General features: G+C 72.7%; 16 protein-coding genes. 14 read left to right on the top strand and 2 right to left on the bottom strand.

Features of this window, described 5'->3' with window-relative positions; all coding sequences use genetic code 11:
* The 4 genes from MHY49_RS12870 to MHY49_RS12855 form a co-directional block, all read left to right on the top strand.
* Positions 1-788, top strand: a 788-nt coding sequence (locus MHY49_RS12870; protein WP_370646138.1) for a riboflavin synthase, incomplete at its 5' end; no start/stop codon positions are given.
* Positions 785-2,308 (top strand): 3,4-dihydroxy-2-butanone-4-phosphate synthase, encoded by a 1,524-nt coding sequence (gene ribB, locus MHY49_RS12865; protein ID WP_239204678.1) that lies wholly within the window; start codon positions 785-787, stop codon positions 2,306-2,308. The genes MHY49_RS12870 and ribB, both read left to right, overlap by 4 nt.
* Positions 2,305-2,856 (top strand): 6,7-dimethyl-8-ribityllumazine synthase, encoded by a 552-nt coding sequence (gene ribH / locus MHY49_RS12860; RefSeq protein ID WP_200501512.1) that lies wholly within the window; start codon positions 2,305-2,307, stop codon positions 2,854-2,856. The genes ribB and ribH overlap by 4 nt, the downstream gene beginning before the upstream one ends.
* A gap of 350 nt (positions 2,857-3,206) precedes the next feature.
* Complete coding sequence (locus MHY49_RS12855) at positions 3,207-4,049, top strand: endonuclease domain-containing protein (RefSeq protein ID WP_239204676.1); 843 nt, start codon at positions 3,207-3,209, stop codon at positions 4,047-4,049.
* 394 nt (positions 4,050-4,443) lie between these two features.
* On the opposite strand, the gene MHY49_RS12850 is transcribed toward MHY49_RS12855, so the two are convergent.
* Positions 4,444-5,835 carry an NAD(P)/FAD-dependent oxidoreductase gene (locus MHY49_RS12850; protein ID WP_239204674.1) on the bottom strand — a complete coding sequence of 464 codons (1,392 nt, stop codon included), beginning with the start codon at positions 5,833-5,835 and terminating at the stop codon, positions 4,444-4,446.
* Between the two features lie 307 nt (positions 5,836-6,142).
* Between MHY49_RS12850 and MHY49_RS12845 the strand changes: the two genes are divergently transcribed.
* A complete protein-coding gene (locus MHY49_RS12845; protein WP_239204672.1) occupies positions 6,143-7,351 on the top strand; it encodes a M20 family metallopeptidase in 1,209 nt (402 codons plus the stop codon).
* A 9-nt stretch (positions 7,352-7,360) separates the two neighbouring features.
* Here MHY49_RS12845 and MHY49_RS12840 read toward each other — a convergent pair whose 3' ends face one another.
* Positions 7,361-9,502 carry a S9 family peptidase gene (locus MHY49_RS12840; protein ID WP_239204670.1) on the bottom strand — a complete coding sequence of 714 codons (2,142 nt, stop codon included), beginning with the start codon at positions 9,500-9,502 and terminating at the stop codon, positions 7,361-7,363.
* 141 nt (positions 9,503-9,643) lie between these two features.
* Here MHY49_RS12840 and MHY49_RS12835 point away from each other — a divergent pair, with 141 nt between their 5' ends.
* The 9 genes from MHY49_RS12835 (at position 9,644) to MHY49_RS12795 (ending at position 21,841) form a co-directional block, all read left to right on the top strand.
* Positions 9,644-11,287 carry an ABC transporter substrate-binding protein gene (locus tag MHY49_RS12835; protein ID WP_239204668.1) on the top strand — a complete coding sequence of 548 codons (1,644 nt, stop codon included), beginning with the start codon at positions 9,644-9,646 and terminating at the stop codon, positions 11,285-11,287.
* Between the two features lie 5 nt (positions 11,288-11,292).
* Complete coding sequence (locus tag MHY49_RS12830) at positions 11,293-12,258, top strand: ABC transporter permease (RefSeq protein WP_239204666.1); 966 nt, start codon at positions 11,293-11,295, stop codon at positions 12,256-12,258.
* Entirely contained in the window at positions 12,255-13,184 is a 930-nt protein-coding gene (locus MHY49_RS12825; RefSeq protein WP_239204664.1) for an ABC transporter permease, read from the top strand. Before MHY49_RS12830 ends, MHY49_RS12825 begins: the two co-directional genes overlap by 4 nt.
* Positions 13,181-14,839 (top strand): ABC transporter ATP-binding protein, encoded by a 1,659-nt coding sequence (nikE, locus tag MHY49_RS12820; protein ID WP_239204662.1) that lies wholly within the window; start codon positions 13,181-13,183, stop codon positions 14,837-14,839. Before MHY49_RS12825 ends, nikE begins: the two co-directional genes overlap by 4 nt.
* A gap of 348 nt (positions 14,840-15,187) precedes the next feature.
* Positions 15,188-15,832, top strand: coding sequence for an ABC transporter permease (locus MHY49_RS12815; protein ID WP_239204660.1), 645 nt, complete (start codon positions 15,188-15,190; stop codon positions 15,830-15,832).
* Positions 15,829-17,124: an ABC transporter ATP-binding protein gene (locus MHY49_RS12810; RefSeq protein ID WP_370646136.1), complete on the top strand. Its 1,296-nt coding sequence runs from the start codon at positions 15,829-15,831 to the stop codon at positions 17,122-17,124. The genes MHY49_RS12815 and MHY49_RS12810 overlap by 4 nt, the downstream gene beginning before the upstream one ends.
* The gene (locus MHY49_RS12805; RefSeq protein ID WP_370646135.1) at positions 17,117-17,983 is read left to right on the top strand and encodes an ABC transporter permease; all 867 of its coding nucleotides are present in this window, start codon (positions 17,117-17,119) and stop codon (positions 17,981-17,983) included. Before MHY49_RS12810 ends, MHY49_RS12805 begins: the two co-directional genes overlap by 8 nt.
* A 2-nt stretch (positions 17,984-17,985) precedes the next feature.
* A complete protein-coding gene (locus MHY49_RS12800) occupies positions 17,986-19,074 on the top strand; it encodes a glycine betaine ABC transporter substrate-binding protein (protein WP_239204658.1) in 1,089 nt (362 codons plus the stop codon).
* A 160-nt stretch (positions 19,075-19,234) separates the two neighbouring features.
* On the top strand, positions 19,235-21,841 hold the full coding sequence (locus MHY49_RS12795; protein ID WP_239204656.1) for a family 78 glycoside hydrolase catalytic domain: 2,607 nt from the start codon (positions 19,235-19,237) through the stop codon (positions 21,839-21,841).
* Positions 21,842-21,908: the final 67 nt, after the last annotated feature.

Raw genomic sequence — 21,908 nt, 5'->3', positions numbered from 1 at the left:
CCCACCACCGGACCCACCACCGGACCACCCACCACCGGACCACCCACCGTCCGCTCCTGGAAGGAGACCCCATGTTCACCGGCATCGTCGAGGAGATCGGCACCCTCGAGACCCTCACCCCGCTGCCCGGCGGCGAGGCCCGCCTGCAGCTGCGCGGCCCGCTCGCCGCGTCCGACGCCCGCCTCGGCGACTCGATCGCGGTCGACGGCGTGTGCCTCACCGTCGTCGACCTCACCGGCGACGGCGGCTTCGCGGTCGACGCGGTCCCGGAGACCCTGCGCCGCACCGCCCTGCGCGACGTCGCCCCCGGCGCGCGCGTGAACCTCGAACGCGCGCTGCGGGCCGATGCCCGTCTCGGCGGCCACATCGTCCAGGGGCACGTCGACGGCGTCGCCACCCTGCGCAGCCGCCGCGACGGCGGACGCTGGGTCGACCTCGTCTTCGCCATCGATCCCGCGCTCGCGCCGCTGATCGCCGAGAAGGGCGCGATCACCGTCTCCGGCGTCTCCCTCACGGTCACCTCCGCGGGCGAGGACAGCTTCGGCGTCTCCCTCATCCCCGCGACGCTCGAGGCCACCACCCTGGGCGGCCTCGCCGAGGGGGGCCTGGTGAACATCGAGGTCGACGTGCTCGCCCGATACGTCGCGCGTCTGCAGCAGACCGGCGCGGTCGGGACCGACGCACCTGATCAGGCAGTTTCCGACGCGGCCGACGAGCTCGGTGCCGCCGACGCCCTCGACGTGCGCGAGCTCCCCGAGATCCCCGAGGCCGAGGCGGCGCGGCGATGAGCGGGGCGACGCCGACGACGGCAGGGACGACGGACACGACGGCGGCCGGGGCCCTGATCCCCGGGACGCGCGAGGCTCGGATCGACGCGGCGCTCGCGGAGCTGCGCGCGGGTCGGCCCGTGCTCGTCGCGGACTCGGAGGACCGTGAGAACGAGGTCGACGCGATCATCTCCGCCCAGCTCGCGACCCCGCGCTGGGTGGGCTGGATGGTGCGGCGGACGTCCGGCTACCTGTGCGCGCCGATGCCCGCCGAGATCGCGGATCACCTCGAGCTGCCGCTCATGGTGCCCCGCACGGAGGACTCCCTGCGCACCGCGTACACCGTGAGCGTCGACGCCGCGCGCGGTGTCACCACCGGGATCTCTGCGAGCGACCGCGCCACGACGCTGCGCGCCCTCGCCGATCCCCGGGCCGTGCCCGCGGACCTCATCCGCCCCGGCCACGTGATCCCGCTGCGCGCCGTGCCCGGTGGCGTCGGCGAGCGGCCCGGGCACACCGAGGCCGCGGTCGACCTGTGCCGCGCCGCGGGCCTCCCGCCCGTCGGCGCGATCGGGGAGCTGGTCAGGGACGACGGCGAGGTCATGCGGCTTGAGGAGGCGAGCGTCCTCGCGGCCGACGAGGGGCTCGTGCTGCTCACGATCGCGGACCTCGTCGACGGACTCGCGGGGCACCCGGGTGACCGCGGGCGTGCGGGGCAGGATGCGGGGCAGGAGGAGTCGCGCAGCGCCGGGGCCGATCCTCGGGCCGCAGCGTCGGCTCGCGTCGAGCACACGGGCAGCGCCGACCTGCCGACGCGGCACGGCGCGTTCCGTATCCACGGCTTCCGCGACCTGCGCACGGGCGCGGATCACGTCGCCCTGGTGGCGGACCCGCCCGAGCACCCAGCACCCGCGGCGGCCCCGGCTTCCGAGGTGGCTCCGGCTTCCGCGGAGGCACCGGCACCCGCGGCGGCTCCGGGCTCCGAAGTGGCCCCGGCACTGGTCCGCGTGCACTCCGAGTGCCTGACGGGGGAGGCGTTCGGCTCCCTGCGGTGCGAGTGCGGGCCGCAGCTCGAGGAGTCGCTGCGCCAGGTCGCTGAGCGCGGCGGCGCCGTCATCTATCTGCGCGGGCACGAGGGCCGCGGCATCGGCCTGCTCGAGAAGATCGCCGCGTACGACCTGCAGGACCACGGATTCGACACCCTCACCGCCAATCTGGAGCGCGGTTTCGAGGGCGACCTGCGGGAGTACGGAGCGGCCGCCGCGATCCTCCGCGACCTGGGCCTCGAGCACGTCGACCTGCTGACCAACAATCCGCAGAAGGCGCAGGAGCTCGCGCGGCACGGGATCGACGTGGCCCGCACGACCCGGCTGCTCGTCGGCCGCACCCCGCACAACGCCCGCTACCTGCGCACCAAGGCCGAGGCGATGGGGCACCTCATCCCCCTCGACACCACCACGACCCCGGCCACCGCAACACAGGCCGCCACAACTCAGGCCAGCACACCTCTCACCACCACAGGAAGGACACCCCAGTCATGAGCGGAGCAGGAGCGCCCCAGCTGAACACGGACGGCAGCGACCTGAGGGTCGTGATCGTCGCCGCGAGCTGGCACGAGCAGATCATGAACGGACTGATCGACGGCGCCGCGCGCGCCCTGGAGGAGGCGAAGGTCAGCTCCGTGGACCTGGTCCGCGTCCCGGGCTCGTTCGAGCTGCCGGTCGCCGCCCTCCACGCCGCGGCCTCGGCCGACGCGGTCATCGCGCTCGGCACCGTGATCCGCGGAGGGACCCCGCACTTCGAGTACGTGTGCCAGGCCGCGACCCAGGGGCTCACCGACGTCACCCTGCGCACGGGCATCCCCATCGGATTCGGCTTGCTGACCTGCGACACCGAGCAGCAGGCCCTCGACCGCGCCGGCCTCGCGGGCTCCATCGAGGACAAGGGGGCGGAGGCCGCCGAAGCCGCCGTCGCGACCGCCAACGTCACCCGGCGTCTGCAGGAGGAGGCGGAGAGCTCGGGCCGGCCGATCGGCAGGTCCGCGCCCCGCGCCGGAGGCGTCGGCTTCCGCATCGCCGGGGTCGACTGAGTCCGCAGGCGTCGACTGAGCGCGCAGATGCGGGTGGACGCGCACGTCGCGTGGGCGGTCGCGCGGGCCTGCGTCGCCGTCTCGGCGCGAGTCCCCGGGCACCCCGTGCACTTCGCGTAGCAGGAGGTCGGGTCACGACGAATAGAGCACGTCACCCGACCTATGACTACGCGTAGTGCACGCCCTTGCTCGAGACCCGGCGGAGCGAGGGCAGTGCGCCCGTCGGCGCCGCGCCGAAGACGCAGCGGGGCGGGCACCGCGAGTCCTCCCCAACCCCGGGGTGGACGCTGTCATCCACAATCGGCGCGGAGGGCTGGTGGGGGCACTGCGCACGGCAGAGGCTCCGCGACATGGAATCGGAGCACAAGAAGGAATTGCACGTGATCCCGTCGTCCGTGCGCGAGGACAGCGGGATCTCCCGCCGGGTGATCGCGCGAGAGGTCGCGCAGGGGACGCTCGTCCAGCTCGGGCGCGGATGGTACGGAACGCCGGAGACCCCCGCGAAGGTTGCCCGAGCGTTGAAGATCGGGGCCCGTCTCACCTGCGGGGACGCCCTGGAGTTGCACGGCGTCTGGATGGTGCGCGACGAGAAGCTGCATGTGGCGACCCTGCGCGGGCAGAAGCCGCGCACCCCTGATCGTGACGTCGTGCCCCACAAGTACCAGCACCGCTGGCCCGACTTCGAGCCGATCATGCCGATCCGCATCGCACTGGACCACCTCGCACGTTGCCGCGGAGCGGAGGACGCGGCGATCGCCTTCGAGTCCGTGGCGAACCAGGGGTTGCTGAGCGCGGACGAGATCGACGGGGTGCTCGCGGGTCTGCCGGTGAAGCTGCGCGAGAGCATCGGTGTCATCGACCCGCGTGCCCAGTCGGGCACGGAGACCCGGGTGCGCAGGTACCTGCAGCGCCTGGGGGTTCGGGTGGAGCCGCAGTGGTACGTCGACGCCGTGGGCCGCACCGACATCCGTGTGGGTGAGCGTCTGATCATCGAGTGCGACAGCGCTGCCTACCACACGGACCCGGAGGCGTACGCGGAGGACCGGCGCCGGGATCAGCTGCTGATCGCGCAGGGTTATGTGGTTCTACGGCTGACCTGGGAGGACGTCATCGAGGAGTGGGAACGGACCCGTGAGCTTCTGAGGTCCATCGTCGCCCACCGTCTGCACCGCAAGCGTCGGTCACTGCGCTGAGGACAAGGCTCCCTGCGACGAGGGGCCGAGGGGCGACCGCCGGACGGGATGACGCCGCGGCGTTGACACGGGTCTCCGGGTGCCCCGTGCACGTCGCGTAGCAGGAGGTCGGGTCACGACGAATAGAGCACGTCACCCGACCTATGACTACGCGTAGTGCACGCCCCCGCTGGAGACCGCCCGCCGTGGGCCCGCGATCCGCAGATCGACGACGTTCGAGTCCCCGGGGGCAGCCGCGCCGGTACTGTCCGGGCGCGGCAGTCAACCGGTCGCGCATACCAGCCAGTCGACCGACCGCGCCCAGGCAGTCGGCCTGCCCCACCCAGCCAGTCGGCCGACCACGCCCAGGCAGTCGACCTGTCCCACCCAGGCACCGGCCGGGCCCTGCCCGGACTCAGCTGTGCTGCTTGTCGGGGCCGAACAGGCGGTGCTGGGCCTCTTCGCGGAAGGTCGTGGCGGCGGCGATCGAGTCGACCTCGCCGACCACGGGGTTCGGCTGGTGGGTGGCGCGGGTGCCGGCGTACAGGCTCAGCAGGTTCATCGAGACCGCGCGCTGGTTGCGGTGCCCCAGCAGCTTGGTGACGTGCACGCCCAGCCAGGCGAACCAGCCCACCGTGCCGGAGAGGCCGATCGAGCCGGCGATCGGCAGGTCGGGCAGCTCGGTGATGGCGGCGCGGCGGCCGATCGTGGCCATGGTGCCCAGGTCCACGTAGTGGAAGGGCTTCTTGCCCTTGCCCTGGGCGCGGACGTCGGCGTCGATCATGCGGGCGACGGCGCGGCCGGACTGGATGGCGGGCTGCGCGAGCTGCGGGAGGGCGTTCTCGCCGCCGGCGATGTCGCCGGCCGCGTACACGCCGGGGAAGCCCTTGACCTGCAGGTTCTCGTCGACGTCGAGGCGTCCGCGCGAGTCCTGGGGCAGGCCCCAGTCCTTGACGGTCTCTGCGATCGCGACGCCTGCGGCCCACACGGTGATGTCGGACTCCAGGATCGAGCCGTCGTCGAGCTCGACGAAGTCGTAGCCCACGGACTTCACGCCGTGGCCCAGGCGCAGCTCGACGCCGCGGGCCTCGAGCTCCTCGGCCGCGTACTCGCGGAACTCCTCGCGGAACTCCTTGATGAGCTCGCCGCCGCGCTGCAGCAGCGTGATCTGGAGAGTGCCCGGGTCCATCTCCGGGTAGAGGATGTCCAGCTCCTGCATGCGGAAGTCCGCGAGGGCGCCGGCGATCTCGACGCCCGTCGGCCCGCCGCCGACGATCGAGACGTGCACCCGGTCGGTGTCCTCGATGCGGCTGGTGCGCTCGAGCTCGGAGAACACGCGGTCACGGATGGCGATCGCCTGGGAGCGCGTGTACATCGGCATCGCGTGCTCCTCGGCGCCCGGGGTGCCGAAGTACGTGGTGGTCGCGCCGTTGGCGAGGACCAGGTAGTCGTAGGAGAGCTCGTCGGGGCTGTTCGTGCCGTTCTCGAGGCGCACGACCTTCTGCTCCGGGTCGACTCCCACGACCTCGCCCTGGCGGTAGCGCATGTTCGGCACGTTCAGCGAGAGGCCGCGCAGGAACATGGTGACGTCGCCCGGATTCAGGCCGGCGGTCGCGACCTGGTACAGCAGCGGCTGGAACGTCTTGTAGACGTTGCGGTCGATGAGGGTGACGCGCACGCGGGTGTCGCGCAGGCCCAGCACGGCGTTGGCGCCGGCGAAGCCACCGCCGATGATGATGACGTGAGGCCAGCTCGCGCCGTCCTTGGCAGGAACGGTCCGGCGACTGCCGAAGGGGAACTCGAACATCTTTCTCCTCGATGGACGGGATGGAGACGTGTCGGCGGCGGGCACGCCTGGGGGTTGGCGGGCGCGAGGATCACGGCGGGCGGACATCCCACGGGGCGTGAGCATCGACCGCGTCCCCGGAGGCTGTCCTCCACGACGGTATCGAGGGCCGGATCGATGCTAGTCCACTCCTCCGTCGCGGTCTCCACCCCGGGCGTGGAAAGAGAAGGCGATCACCTCCTGCGCGCCACCAGTGTGGCACCCGCGACGCGCAGGCGCACCGATCCGGGCAGACTGGACCCGATCCGACGACGACCGAGGAGACCCGATGCCCGCACCCTTCGCCCTCCCCGACGGCTTCCTCGCCGACCTCCAGGCGCTGCGCCGGGACCTGCACGCCCATCCCGAGGTCGGACTGCAGCTGCCGTGGACCCAGGAGAGGGTCCTGCGCGAGCTCGAGGGCCTCCGACTCGACGGCGACCGGCTCGAGATCATCCAGGGCCGGGACCTGACCTCGGTGGTGGGCGTGCTGCGCGGCGGCAGACCGGGACCGGTGACCCTGCTGCGCGGCGACATGGACGCGCTCCCCATCACCGAGGCGACGGGCCTGCCCTTCGCCTCGACCAACGGGGCGATGCACGCGTGCGGTCACGACCTGCACGTGGCCGGACTCGTCGGCGCCGCCCGCCTCCTCGCCGCGCGGATCGACGAGCTGCCCGGCACCGTGATCCTCATGTTCCAGCCGGGAGAGGAGGGATACGACGGTGCCGGCCGCATGCTCGCCGAGGGGCTTCTGGACGTCGCCGGCGAGCGGCCCACCAGCGCCTTCGGCATCCACGTCCACGCCGATTCGCCGACGGGACGGATCGGGGTGCGCGGCGGCACCCTGATGGCCGCCTACTCGATCCTCGAGGTGACGGTGCTGGGCACCGGGGGCCACGGCTCGCGCCCGCAGGAGGCCCGCGACCCCGTGCCCGCCGCCGCGGAGATCGTGCTCGCCCTGCAGACCGAGGTCACCCGCCGCTTCAGCGTCTTCGATCCGGTCGTGGTCACCGTCGGCGAGCTCCATGCCGGATCCGCCCCGAACGTGATCCCCGAGCAGGCGCGGCTGCGCGCCGGCGTGCGCACGTTCAGCGCCGAGGCCGTCCGACGCGCCGCGCGCGAGCTGCCCGAGCTGGTGCGCCACGTGGCCGCCGCCCACGGACTCGAGGCGGAGGTCGAGTTCCGGGAGGTCCTGCCCGCGACGGTGAACGACGACGCCGCCGCCGAGGAGTTCTCGCGCGTGGCGCGCGACCTGTTCGGCGAGGAGCGCGTCGAGCAGCTCGAGCGGCCCCGCACGGGATCCGAGGACTTCTCGCGCGTGCTCGAGGCGGTGCCCGGCACCTACGGCTTCGTGGGCGTGGCCGCCGACTGGGACCCCGAGCACCCGCCGGCCTCGAACCACTCCGCGCACGCGATGTTCGACGACTCGGTGCTCGCGGACCAGGCGCTGCTGCTCGCGACGCTCGCCTGGGAGGCGCTCACGAGCGGACGCTGAGCGTCGCGCTCATGCCCGGCCGCTGAATGCCTGCTCCCACCAGTCCTGGATCGCGGCGAAGCGCTGCAGACGGTGCCGGGGGCGGCCGGAGCGGGTGAGCTCGTGGTCCTCGCCGGGGAACACCAGCATCGAGGACGGCACCCCGCTGCGGCGCAGCGCCGCGAAGTAGCGGGTGCCCTGCTCGAGCGGGCAGCGCAGGTCCTGCTCGGAGTGGATGACGAAGGTGGGCGTGCGCACGTCGCCCACGTGCGCGAACGGGCTCTGCCGCGCGATGTCGGCCGGGTCGGTGCCCACGTACTCGTCGCCGAAGTACGAGCCGATGTCGCTCGTGCCCTGGAAGCTCGCCGGATCGAGAAAGCCGCGCTCGACGATCGCCGCGGCGAAGCGGTGGTCGTGGGCGATGGTCCACGCGGTGAGGTAGCCGCCGTAGGAGCCGCCCATGACGCCCAGGCGGGTGGCATCGAGCCGGCCAGGACGGTCCTCGGCGTCGGCCGCGATCGCGCCCTCGAGGAAGTCGATGACGTCGGCGAAGTCGTCGGTGCCCATGCGGTGCCTGATCGCGCGTCCGTGCGCCCGCCCGTACCCGGCGGAGCCGCGCGGATTGCAGTAGGCGACCGCGTACCCGGCGCCCGCGAGCACCTGCACCTCGTCGAAGACGCTGACGCCGTAGTGCGCGAACGGTCCGCCATGGATCATGAGGATCACGGGGAAGGGGCCCTCGCCCTCGGGCACCGCGAGCCAGCCGTGGACCGGGTGACCATCGCGGCCCGTCACCTCGAGCTCGCGCGGTGCGACGAGCCCGCAGGCGCGCAGGTCGGCACCCAGGTCGGTGAGCACGCGAGGGGCCGGCGGCAGGGCACGCGCCGCGTCCGCGCCCTCGCCCGGCGCCGGGACCTGCACCTGCACGAGCTCGCCCGCGCTGGTGGGGGTAGAGGCAGCGGCGAGGACCACGACCTCGCCGGCCCGTCCGAGCGGGGAGACGGCCGCGGCGCCGTGCGCCTCGAGGTCGCCGCCGAGCACCTCCTGCGTGGTGCCGTCGCGGGAGACCAGGTGCAGGTGAACGCGCCCGCGCGTCAGCTCGTGGACGAGCACCCGATCGCCCGCCGTCTCGAGCGGCCCGGCCGTCGTCAGCTCGAGCTGCTCGGGATCCGTGATCCGGCGCGGAGGGCCGGACGCGGAGCCGCTCGGCGGGTCCAGCAGCCAGACGGCGCGGTCCGGCGCGATCGCGTCACGGCCGTCGACCGGCTCGGAGGCGAGCAGGGCGAGAGCGCCGCCGGGGAGCGCGACGAGCTGGTCGATCGAGAGGCCGTCGGCCTCCTCCAGCAGGATCGATGCGGACGACGGGGCCTCGGTGTCGATCGCGACGAGCACCGAGCGCAGGTCGCGGACGTCGGACTCGAGGCGGTCGCGCACCGCGAGCACGCGCGTGCCGTCGGTGTCGAAGGCGAGTGCCGTGTGATCGTCCGGGCCCTCGGTGATCTGCCGGGCCGCGAAGGACGTGCGGGCGTCGCCGTCGGACCCGAGAGGCCCGTCGTGACCCTCGTCGGTGCCGCTTACGACCCGCGGTGCCTGCGGGTACTCGGGCTCGTCGTCCAGGGACGGCAGGTCCAGGACGTGCACCTGGCGGGGTCGGTCGATGCTCCAGCCCACGCCGTTGGCGTGCCAGCGCACGCTGTCCACGCGGCGTGCGGGCTCCGCATCGGGGCCGATCCCGTCGACGGTGCCGTAGCGGCCGGGTTCGGGGACCCGCGCGAGGAACGCGAGGCGGGAGCCGTCGGGCGAGAAGACGAACTGGCCGACGCCCAGCGGGGCGTCCGTGACCTGCCTCGGCTCGCCGCCGCGGGGGTCCAGGAGATGAATCTGCGCGCGACCGCGCGCGTCGGGCCGCAGGAAGGCCAGGACGGAGCCGTCGGGGGAGAGGCACGGCGCGGAGTCGGAGATCCCGCGGGTCAGGCGCCGACGCGCGCTGCTCTCCTGCCGCGGTGCTCCGTGCCGGCGCCGGGCGCCGTCGAGCTCGATGCGCCAGAGCTGGCCGACGCTGCGGTCGGCGCCCTCGTCCGGATGGGAGACGGCGACGATCGCGAAGGTCGCGTCGGGGGCGAGGGCGGGCGTGGAGACGGAGCGCAGGTGGCGGATGTCGGAGGGGTGCACCCCCAGACAGTACCAACGCGATGCGACCCCGTTCACATAAGTTGACGCTGTGAAGCCCATAATTGCTAATAGTGTGTGGTGCGCCGACGAGCACTCGCCGACCGCCGCATCCACGCCCCGTTCACACCCCCAGGTGGTCCCGTGTCCCCCTCGCCCTCGTCCTCCCCCTCCCGCATCTCCCGCCGTTCCTTCGCGGGCGCCGCCGCGCTCGCCGCCGTCGCCTCGCCCCTGCTGGCCGCCTGCAGCGGCTCCTCCGGATCCGGTGGCTCCGCGGACACGTCCGTGCTGACGGTGGGCTTCCCCGAGGACAGCGAGAACTACGACCCCCACCAGCCGCCGTACACGGTCTCGCGCGCCGTCGCCCGGCAGATCGCGGACACCCTCGTCGACCAGGACCCGGAGTCCGGGGAGATCGTGCCCTGGCTCGCCGAGTCCTGGGACGTGAACAAGGACAGCTCGCAGTTCACCTTCCACCTGCGCGACGGAGTGACCTTCTCCGACGGCACCGCGTTCACCGCCGCATCGGTGAAGAAGAACTTCGACCGGGTCGTCGACCTCGGGGCGCTCGCCTACATCGGTGCGAGCCACCTGCGCGGCTACCGGAAGACGGAGGTGGTCGACGAACGCACGGCGAAGGTCTCCTTCGACGGCCCGAACGCCCAGTTCCTGCAGGCCGCGAGCACCCAGACGCTCAGCATGCTCGCCGATGCGACCCTCGAGCTCGACCCGAAGGAGGTCGCGGCCGGGAAGGTCATCGGCAGCGGCGCCTTCACCCTCGAGGACTACACGCCCGGCGAGTCCATCACCCTCGCCCGCCGCGACGACTACGCCTGGGGCTCGTCGGTCTACAGCAACCAGAAGGCCGCCGCCTACGAGAGCATCAAGATCTCGTTCATCCCCGATCCCACGACGCTCGCGGGCGCGGTCTCCTCCGGCCAGGTCGATTTCGCGTTCCTGCTGGACACGTCGACCCTCCCGGCGGTCGAGGGCGGCCAGCTGCAGGTCTCGAAGAATCCGACGCGCGGCATCTCCTTCCCGCTGATCCCCTTCGTCTACCGGGAGATCTTCGAGGACGACGGCGTGCGCCGGGCGCTGAACCCCGCGACGGACCGCGCGGAGATCGCCGAGCGCATCTACCAGGGTCAGGTGAAGCCCGCGACCGGGCTGCTCACGGCCTCCACCCCCGGTGCGGCCGACCTCTCGGAGTTCCTCGAGCACGACCCCGAGGCGGCGGAGAAGCTCCTCGAGGACGCCGGCTGGAAGACCGTCGGCAAGGACGGCATCCGCACCAACGACGACGGTGATCGGCTGAGCGTCTCCATCCAGTACACCAGCGGGAACACGGTCTACGAACAGCTCTTCCAGCTGCTGCAGGCGCAGTGGAAGAAGGTCGGCATCGAGTTCGAGCTCAAGCCCGTCACCGAGGCGCAGGCGAGCGAGACCGGCCTCTACGACGCGAAGTACGACCTCTCGACGTGGACGCAGGGCCGCGCGGATCCCGACGTGCTGCGCGTGGTCTACAGCTCCTTCTACGAGAACCAGTCGTTCTTCTACGGCCACCCTGTCGACGAGATCGACGACGCGCTGCTGGCCCTGCAGAGCACGACGGATCCCGACGAGCGGGCGGCGGCATCGGAGAAGGCCCAGCGCCTCCTGCTCGAGGGCGGGTACTCCGTCCCCCTCGTCGACGCGATCTCGGTGAGCGCGGCCTCGAAGAAGATCCGGAAGATCGCCCTGGACGCCGAGAACAAGCCCGCTTTCGCCGATCTCGCGCCCGCGGACTGACCACCGTGCTCCGCTACGTCCTGCGCCGCCTCGGGCAGGCGGTGGTCGTCCTCTGGGGCGCCATCACCCTGTCCTTCATCATCGTCCAGCTGACCCCGGGGGACCCGGCCCGCCTGATCGTCATGGGCAGCGGGCAGGGGGATGCCGGCGCGGCCGACGAGGCCCAGCTGGGCCGCATCCGCGACGAGATGGGGCTGGACCGGCCGCTGCTCGTGCAGTACCTGAGCTATCTGCACCGTGTGGTCACCCTCGACTGGGGCACGGCCTATTCGCGACAGCGGCAGGCGGTCTCGGCCGTGATCGGCGACAGCCTGGGATCGACCCTCGAGCTCGGGCTGGTGAGCCTGCTGTTCCTGGTGATCCTCGGCATCGTCTTCGCGCTGGGAGGAGTGCTGCTGCCCACGGCGGCTCTGCGCTCCGCCTTCCAGGCCGTGACCGTCATCGGGATCGCAGTGCCCTCGTTCGTGATGGCGATCCTGCTGCTGCAGATCTTCTCCTTCCGTCTGGGCTGGTTCCCCGCCTTCGGGGCCGACGGCCCGCGCGCCGTGCTGCTGCCAGCACTGACCATCGCCCTGCTCGGCGCGGGGACCCTGAGCCAGGTGTTCTCACGCAGCATCCGCGAGGTCTCCGCGGAGGGGTATGTGGAGGTCGCCCGCGCCCGCGGGCTCGGCCCCGTCCGCGTCGTCCTCGGGCACGTTCTGCGCAATGCGAGTCTGCCGGTGTACACGATCATCGGGATGCTCGTGGGCGGTGTGGTCTCCGGCGCGGCGATCATCGAGACGATCTTCGGTCGTCCCGGGATCGGCAACCTCTACGTCGAAGCCGTCACCGCGCGCGACTTCCCGCTGATCCAGGCGCTGATCGTCCTCACCGGCGGCCTGTACGTGCTGGTCACGCTCGTGGTCGACCTGAGCTATCCGTTCATCGATCCGCGCGTGGTCTCCCCGGCCCATCGAGGAGGTCGACGATGACGAGCACCCAGCGGGCCCAGCGCCCCCCGTGGGCCCAGCGACCCGAGCGCCCCCAGAGCCATCAGGACGCACCGAGGGGCCGCTCCCGTCCCGCCCGCGGGTCCCGCGGACCGCTCCGTGTCCTGCGCATCCTCGGCGCCCGTCCGGGGGTCACCCTCGCGAGTCTGTTCCTGCTGCTGCTCGTGGGATGGATCCTGGTGCCCGACCTCTTCGCCCCCACGGACCCGATCGAGGCCGTCGGCCCGTCGCTCGCCCCACCGGGCTCGCACTACTGGTTCGGCACGGACCTCAACGGCCGCGACGTCTACAGCCGTGTGGTCCACGGAGCACGCTCCTCGCTGCTCGCGGGCCTCGTGGCGATCGCGATCTCGCTCGTGTGCGGAGGGCTGCTGGGCATGGTCGCGGGGTACGCCGGCGGGATCCTGGACGCGGTGATCTCGCGCGCCGTCGAGGTGCTGGTCTCGATCCCGGGCCTGCTGCTCTCGCTCGCGATCATCTCGGCGCTCGGCTTCGGCGTCGACAAGGTCGCCATCGCGGTCGGCATCTCCGGCATCCCCGGCATGGTGCGGATCGCACGCGCCGAGACGCTGCGGATCATCGGACTGCCCTTCATGGACGCGGCCGCCACCAGCGGCACCAGGCGGGTGATCGCGATCCTCACGCACGTCGTCCCGAACGCCTCGGGCGCGATCGCCGTGGTCGCCGGGATCGACCTGGGCGGCGCGATCCTCGCGGTCGCGTCGCTGAGCTTCCTGGGCTTCGGCGCCGTGCCGCCGCAGCCCGAGTGGGGTTCGCAGATCAACGAGGGGCGCACGTACATCGCGAGCGCCTGGTGGTGGACCCTGTTCCCGTCGCTGGTGGCGGCACTGACCGTGCTCAGCGTCAACAGGGTCAGCCGCGGCATCGGCACGAGGGAGGACCGATGAACGAGAGCACCACGACGTCCTCGGCACGCGACGTCCTGCAGACGACCCACGGCGCCGCATCCGCGGTCCTGCGGATCCAGGACCTGGCCGTGCAGTACGTGCGCCGCGGGCGCGGGACCACAGCGGTCGACGGGGTCTCCCTGCAGGTCGGCCCGGGCGAGTCCGTCGCACTGGTGGGGGAGTCGGGCTCGGGGAAGACGACGATCGCGAGATCCGTGCTGGGGCTGCTCGATCAGCGCGCCCGCGTGCACGGGACGGTGGAGGTGGCGGGTCACGAGCTGCTCGAGCTCGGGGTGCGCGGCGCGCGCCGTCTGCGGGGACGCGACATCGGGTACGTGCCGCAGGACCCCGGCGGTTCGCTGGATCCTCTGAAGAGGGTGCTCGACCAGGTCGTCGAGCCTCTGCGCATCCACCGCATCGGCGACCCGCGACAGCACCGCGACAGAGCGCTGCAGGCCCTGCGTGACGCGGGGCTCGAGGATCCGCGGTCCCTCGCCGGGCGCTGGCCGCACGAGCTCTCCGGCGGGCAGCGCCAGCGCGTGCTGATCGCCGCCGCGATGGTCACCGAGCCCGCGCTCATCGTGGCCGACGAGCCGACGAGCGCCCTCGACGTCACCGTGCAGCGCAGGATCCTCGATCGGATCGGGGAACTGACGAGCTCCCACGGCACCTCGCTGCTGCTCATCACCCACGATCTCGCGATCGCGGCCGACCGCACCGACCGCACCCTGGCGCTGCGGGCAGGGAAGGTCGTCGACGAGGGCCCCAGCCGCAGCCTCCTGGTCGATCCGCAGCACCCCTACACCCGTGCTCTCGTCGACGCGATCCCGGGCCGCTCCCGCACGCTCGAGGCGATCGAGCCGCCGCGGTCCTCGCCGGAGGACGATCCGCTCGTGCGCGCCCGCGGCATCGCCAAGACCTTCGGATCGAGGCGCGAGCCCGTCACCGCCCTCCTTCCCGCCGATCTCGAGGTGAGGCCGGGGGACAGCATCGGGATCGTGGGGGAGTCCGGCTCGGGCAAGACCACGCTCGCGCGCATCCTGCTGGGCCTCACGCGCCCGGACGAGGGGGACGTGCGCGTCGCCGGTCGCGCGGTCTCCCGCGGTGACCGGGCGATCCGCCGCGTCGTCCAGCCCGTGTTCCAGAACCCGCACTCCTCCTTCGACCCGGCGCGCACCGTCGGCTGGTCGGCGCTGGAGCCGGTGCGGGCGCTGGCGCCGCGCCCCCGCGCCGCTCGACAGCAGCTGCTCGTCCGACTCTTCCGCGACGTGGGGCTCGACCCGATGCTCGCGGCCCGGCGCCCGGACGAGCTCTCCGGCGGACAGCTGCAGAGGGTGGCGATCGCCCGCGCGCTCAGCGTCGGGCCGCAGGTGCTCGTGTGCGACGAGGCGGTCTCCGCTCTGGACGTCACCGTGCAGGCGCAGATCCTCGCGCTGCTCGCGCGCCTGCAGCACGAGCACCGGCTGGCCCTCGTGTTCATCACCCACGATCTCGGCGTGCTCCGTCAGGTCTGCCGCGACGTGCTGGTCATGCGCCGCGGTGAGGTCGTCGAGCGCGGGGCGACGGCGGAGGTCCTCACCGACCCGCAGACGGACTACACCCGTGAGCTGATCGCCGCGATCCCCGGCGCCGCCGAGGAGGCTCCACTCGTCTGAGCGGACCGCACCCCTGGGGAGAGCAGGACCCGTCGCCGGGGTGCCGGGACGGCCTCGCGGCCGCATCGTGGTGACACCGTGACGCGATTGTGACCAAGGCGCGCCGGACCTCTCGGGAAAAGAACCCGTGACCGGCACGAATGCAGCCGAAGGTCGAAGGGCCGCGGACGGGGTGCCACGCGCCGCCCGGCGGGTGCGCGGGCGGTGCGGAGTTGAGTTGTGGTGCGCGGCACCCTACGGTCGACGAGGCGCCCAGCGGCGCGACGGCGCGGCTCGGCCCGCCGCAGTGCGCTGCGGGACCTGACCTCCGACCCGACTCCGACCCCCGACGAGAGCGCAGGCGATTCCGTGGACTTCGGCGAATTCCTCAGCTCCCGCTCGAGCGAGATCCTGTTCGCCGCCGCCCAGCACTTCAGCCTCGTCGCCCAGTCCGTCGTCCTCGCGACGGTCATCGCGGTCGCGATCGCCGCGCTCGTGCACCGCTCGAGCTTCGGCCGCGCCGCAGCCAACTCGGTGAGCGCCGTCGGGCTCACCATCCCGTCCTTCGCCCTCATCGGCCTGATGGTCGCGCCCTTCGGCTTCGGGGTGAAGCCCGCCGTCATCGTGGTCGTCTTCTTCGCGGCGCTGCCCATCCTGCGCAACGCCATCGTGGGCCTCGCCGGCGTGGATCCGGCGCTCGTCGAATCGGCGCGCGGCCTGGGCATGAGCCGGCTGGGCATCTTCTTCCGCGTCGAGCTGCCGCTGGCCTGGCCAGTGATCCTCAGCGGAGTGCGCGTCTCCGCCCAGATGGTCATGGGCGTCGCGGCGGTCGCCGCCTACGTGCTCGGCCCCGGGCTGGGCGGCTTCATCTTCCAGGGCCTCTCGCGCCTCGGCGGCGCCGGGGCGATCGAGTCGGTGGTGACCGGCACCGTCGGCGTCATCTTCCTGGCCCTCATCCTCGACCTCCTGCTGCTGGGCCTCGGCAGGCTCACGACCTCGAAGGGCATCCGGTGACCGACACAGACCCCCGCACCCAGTCCACCGCCGCCGCGGACTCCGCCTCCGGCGAGGCCACGGGGCGCTCGATCTTCCTGGACGCCGTCACCAAGCGGTACCCCGGGCAGAAGCGCCCGGCCGTCGACGGCGTCACCCTCGAGATCCCCGAGGGGCAGGTCGTCATGCTCGTCGGCCCCTCCGGCTGCGGCAAGACGACCACGCTGAAGATGATCAACCGCCTCATCGAGCCCACCGAGGGGCGCATCGTGCTGGGCGGCGAGGACGTCACCACGATCAACGGCGACGAGCTGCGCCGTCGCATCGGCTACGTCATCCAGGCCGGCGGCCTGTTCCCGCACATGACCGTCGCCCAGAACGTCGCGCTCGTGCCCAAGATGCTGGGCTGGGACAAGACCCGCATCGCCGAGCGCGTCGAGGAGCTGCTCGAGCTGGTCGGCCTCGACCCCGACGTCTACCGCTCGCGGTTCCCCAAGGAGCTCTCGGGCGGGCAGCAGCAGCGCGTGGGCGTCGCCCGGGCGCTCGCCGCGGACCCGCCCGTGCTGCTCATGGACGAGCCCTTCGGCGCAGTCGACCCGATCACCCGCCAGCGCCTGCAGGACGAGCTGATCCGCATCCAGCAGGAAGTGCGCAAGACGATGGTCATCGTCACCCACGACTTCGACGAGGCCGTGAAGCTCGGCGACTGGATCGTGGTCTTCCGCGAGGGCGCGCAGATCGTCCAGTACGACACCCCCGAGCGGATCCTCGCCGAGCCGGCCGACGAGTTCGTCGAGAACTTCATCGGCTCGGGCGCCGCCCTCAAGCAGCTGGGCCTGCGCCGCGTGCGGGAGGTCGAGGCGGCCGACGCGGTCGTCGCGCACGCCGGCGGCAACGCCGCGGAGGCCCTGCGCCGCGCCGAGCAGGCGGGCCACAACCACGCGGTCGTGGTCGACGAGCGCGGACGCCCCATCTCCTGGCCCTCGCGCCGCGAGCTCTCCCGCATGACGCGCCTGCCCACCGAGCTCGACCCGGCGCTGCCCGTCGTCGGCTCGGGCGCGACCCTCAACGACGCCCTGGACACGATGCTCGTCTCGAGCGCCGGCGCCACCCTGGTCACCGGCCGCGGCGGCGTCTTCGAGGGGGTCGTGGACGTCGAGACCATCATGGACGCGATCACCATGGCCCGTCAGAGCGCCGCCGAGCGCTCGAGCGAGGCCCCGGTGGGCACCAACACCGGCGCGGTCGACGTGGTCATCGACGACGAGGGCGCCGCCGTCACCTCCCCGCAGGGATCGGCCCGCGATGACTGAGCGCCCGACGACCGACACCGCCGCCCAGGCGACGGACGATGCCGCGATCGAGCCCGCGACCGCCGCGCCCGGCTCGACCGCCGCGACCGACGTGCCCGATGCGGGCGATGCGGCAGATGCGGACCGCGCGTCCGCCCCGCGCCCGTGGCGCCCGCTCATCGTGCAGATCCTGGTGCTGCTCGCGATCCTCGTGGTCTACGGCGCCTGGCTGATGCTCGCGCCGCTCACGGCCACCGAGCGCAACACCCTGAACCCCTCGACGATCCTCGAGCTCACCGGCCAGCACCTCGCCCTCACCCTGGTGGCGACCGTGATCGTGCTGGTGATCGGCGTGCCGCTGGGGATCCTGCTGACCCGCGGCCCCTTCCGGAAGATCGCGGAGCCCGTGCTCGCCGTGGCGAACTTCGGGCAGGCCGCGCCGGCCGTCGGCCTCATCGTCCTGCTCGCCGCCTTCGTGCCCAACGGGTTCCAGGCCTCGATCATCGCCCTGGTGCTCTACGCGATCCTGCCGGTGCTGCGGAACACGATGATCGGCGTGCGCGGCGTCGACCAGCGCCTGGTCGAGGCGGGGCGGGGGATGGGCATGACCGCCTTCGCCGTGCTGCTGCGCGTCGAGCTGCCGCTCGCGGTGCCGGTCATGCTCTCCGGCGTGCGCACGGCGCTCGTCCTGCTGGTGGGCACGGCCTCGCTCGCCGCCTTCGTCAACGGCGGCGGCCTGGGCCTGCTGATCACCACCGGCATCAACCTGTACCTGTTCAAGGTCCTGATCTCCGGCGCGCTGCTGGTCGCGGTGCTCGCCCTGATCGTGGACTGGGCCGGCCGCGTCGTCGAGCACGTCGCCCGACCGAAGGGACTGTGAGCATGCACGAGACCACGCCCACCGGCCGGCCGAGCAGCCGGCCCGCCGACCGTCCGGACGCCGGATCCTCTCGCCGCTCCGTCGGCTCCTCGATCGGCAGCCGCCGCCTCAGCCGCCGACGGCTGGGGGTCCTCGCAGCGCTCGGACTGCTCCCGCTCGCCGGCTGCGGGCTGCGCCCCGCGACCGCCTACACGCCGGACGTCGCCCCCGGGAAGATCAAGCGCATCGACGACCTCGCCCAGGGCGCGCGCATCACCGTCACCGGCAAGAACTTCACCGAGCAGCTGATCCTCGGCAAGATCGGCGTGATCGCCGCCCGCGCCGCCGGCTTCGAGGTCGACGACCTCACCAACGTCCCCGGCAGCGTCCCCGTGCGCGAGCTGATGACCAACGGCGGGGCCGACATGACCTGGGAGTACACGGGCACCGCGTGGCTGACCTACCTGGGGGAGACCAAGGGCATCCCCGACAAGAAGAAGCAGTGGCAGGCCGTGCACGACGCGGATCTGGACAACGGCCTCACCTGGCTGCCGCCCGCGCCGCTGAACAACACCTACGCCCTCGCGGTGCGCAGCGAGGCCGTCGAGGAGCTGGGCGGCATCACGAAGCTCAGCCAGCTCGAGGACCTTCCCGTGAAGGACCGGACCATCTGCGTGGAGTCGGAGTTCAACTCCCGGGCCGACGGCCTCGTGCCGCTGCTGAAGGCCTACGACATCCCGCGCGGGAAGGACGACGGCGTCCCCGCGGGCAACATCAGCCTCTACGACACCGGCGCCGTGTACACCGCGACGGACCGCGGCAGCTGCAACTTCGGCGAGGTCTTCACGACCGACGGGCGCATCCAGAGCCTGGACCTGAAGATCCTCGAGGACGACCGCCACTACTTCCCGGCGTACAACGTGGCCCCTGTGCTGCGCACCGAGACGCTGACGAAGCACCCGCAGCTCCAGGACGTCTACGAGACCGTGACGCCCGAGCTCACCGATGATGCCCTGCGCTCGCTGAACCTGCGGGTCGACGAGGGCGGCGAGCTGCCGGCGGACGTCGCCTTCGACTTCATGGTCGAGCAGGGGCTGGTGTCCCGGCCGTAGGGCGCTCCCGCCGCGGGCCCGGCGAAGCGGCGGTCCGCCGATGGGCGCCCCGGCTCGATAGGATCGGACGGTCGCGTCCGACTCCACGCGCGGAGGTCCTCCCGGCATGTCGCCCCGTCATCTGTCCTCCCGCGCCAGACCGCGCCCGGAGGAGCTGCGCGTGGACCTCCAGCACCTGCCCGTCGGCGTCCCCGTGCGCGGAGCGCGCTTCTCCTGGGTGGTCCCGCAGCTGGGCGATTCCATGCAGAGGATGCACCGCATCCAGGTCGCCCGCTCGCCGCGCGGCTTCGGCAGCCCGCTCTGGGACACCGGCTGGGTGACCTCCCAGCGCTCGGTGGCCGTGCCCTACGAGGGGCCCGATCTGGGTGCCTCCACCCCGTACTGGTGGCGGGTCGCCGTGGACACCGACGCGCCCGGCGACTGGTCCAGCGCCCAGTGCTTCGTCACCGCGGCGGACGCCTGGGGCGGCGACGCCATCTGGGGCCCGGTCGCGATGGACGAGTGGACCGCGGAGGACATCCCGTGGGTGCTGCTGCGCACCGAGTTCGATCTGCCCGCTCAGCCCGTCCGCGCCGCCTTCGTCGAGGCCGCGGGCCTGTCCCCGGAGGGCGGGCCGACGCCACACGGTCCCCGCGGCGGCCGCCAGCACGTGTACAAGCTGTGGGCGAACGCGCAGGTCGTGGGATATGGCAGCGTGCGCTCGGGCTTCGAGGAGGCGATGTACCACACGCATGACCTCACCGGCGTGCTGCGGCCCGGGCGCAACGCCCTCGCCGCCCTGTGCTGGGCGGAGCAGGGGAGAGCGTTCAGCGCCCGCCTGGTGGTCGTGCTGGCCGACGGCACCCGCCTCGAGGTGCCGACCTCCACCCGCTGGCGGGCGTTCAGCGGGGCGATGATGCTGCCGGGCCTCGGGGACATCGGCGGCGGCTGGTTCCGGGCCCCGCGCGAGGACTGGGACATGCGGCACGAGCCGCGCGGCTGGCAGAGCCCCGGCTTCGACGACTCCGGGTGGGACCTGGCGCTGCGCAGCGAGGTCGAACTGCCGCCGCCGACGCCGGCGACCGTCAGCATCCGCCATCACCTGGGCGAGACCGTGCGGGCGCACCGGGCGGGCGGGCCCACGACAGCCGGCTCGTCGACCGGAACGCCGACCGGCTCGTCGGCGCGGGCGAGCGGTGGCGAGATCTGGCGGGCGGACCTCGGCCGCGAGATCGTCGGCGGGATCCGCCTCGAGGTGGTCGGCCGCGCGGGCACGCGGGTCCGGGTGCGGCTCGGCGAGGAGCTCGAGGCCGACGGCGCCGTGCGCTCCCGCCTGCGCACGAGCAACGTCTACGAGGAGACGTGGACGCTGCGCGACGGCCCGCAGACCATCGAGCACTGGGGGCTGCGCGCCTTCCGCCACGTCGAGCTCGAGGCCGACGCCGGCTCCGGCCTCGACCTCTCCCGCGCCCTGCGCCCGGTGGTGCTGCGATCGCCCGCCATGGGCGGCGGGGCCTTCACCTCGTCGGACCCGGACCTGGACCGCGTGTGGGAGATGTGCCGGTACTCGATCGAGGCGACCAGCCAGGACCTGTACGTGGACACCCAGTCCCGCGAGCGCCTCCCCTACGAGGGGGACGCCCTGGTCAACCAGCGCTCCCAGTACGCCGTGGAGCCGTCTTTCGCCCTCGCCCGCAGCTCGCTGGCCTTCCTCGCCCGCCGCCCCACCTGGCCCGCCGAGTACCACCTGATGCCGCCGCTCATGGCATGGGAGGACTACCTGGCCACGGGCGACGACCGGCGCCTGCGCGAGGACCTCCACTTCCTCGAGCAGGGCGGTTACCAGCACTTTCTCGACGACGACCTGGTCCGCAAGGATCCGGGCAGCGCGAGCGAGTGGGACGCCGACCTCGTCGACTGGCCCGCGACCTCGCGCGACGGCTTCGAGTTCACCGAGGTCAACACGGTGCTCAACGCCTTCCAGGCTGCGGCTTTCCGGGCCCTCGCCCGGATCGGCGAGGCGATCGGCGACGAGCGCGTCGCGCACGGCTTCGCGGAGTCGGCCGCGGCCGTGACCAGGGCGCTGAACGAGCGGATGCTCGGGGACGGCCCCGCCTACGTCGACGGGGAGGGCAGCGAGCACCGCTCCCAGCACGCGACCGCGATCCCCGTCGCCCTCGGCCTCGCGCCCGACGCGCACCTCCCCGCCCTCGGCGAGTTCCTCGCCTCCGGCGGGATGCGCATGAGCGTCTACGGGGCGCAGTTCCTGCTCGACGCGCTGTTCGCCGCCGGGCGCTCCCGCGAGGCGATCGCGCTGATGACGGCGCGGACCACCGAGAGCTGGCTGCATCAGATCGACGACCTGGGCGCGACCATCGTGCCCGAGGCCTGGGATCCCGAGCACAAGCCCAACATGTCCTTCTCGCACGCCTGGGGGACCGCGCCGGTGAACGTCATCGCGCGCTGGGTCCTCGGCGTCCGGGTGATCGAGCCAGGGGCGGCGCGGGTGCGCATCGCCCCGCATCCCGGCCCGCTCGCCCGGATCCGAGGGACCGTGCCGACCATCCGCGGGCCCGTCGGCGTCGAGCTCGACCGCGATGCGGGCACCCTCCTCGTGCAGGTCCCCGCGAACACGCGCGCCGAGCTCGTCCTGGACCGCGCCGAGCTCGGCATCCGGGGCCACCCGCACATCGAGGCCCCGGGGCAGTGGGCGCTCGGCACGAGCGAGGACGAGATCGTCCTCGACGGCGTCACCGCCGGCCGGGTGATGGTCAGCTGGCAGACGTGATCCCGCTGCGGATGCGCATGTCCGCCGGCCGGAGACCTCTGTGCCGTGCTCAGGTCCGACGTCGCCG

Origin of the sequence: Brachybacterium sp. ACRRE (assembly GCF_022346485.1) — a bacterium.
Taxonomy (GTDB): domain Bacteria; phylum Actinomycetota; class Actinomycetes; order Actinomycetales; family Dermabacteraceae; genus Brachybacterium; species Brachybacterium halotolerans.
The sequence above is the reverse complement of the archived record's forward strand: the minus strand, read 5'-3'. Positions and strand labels throughout refer to the sequence as shown.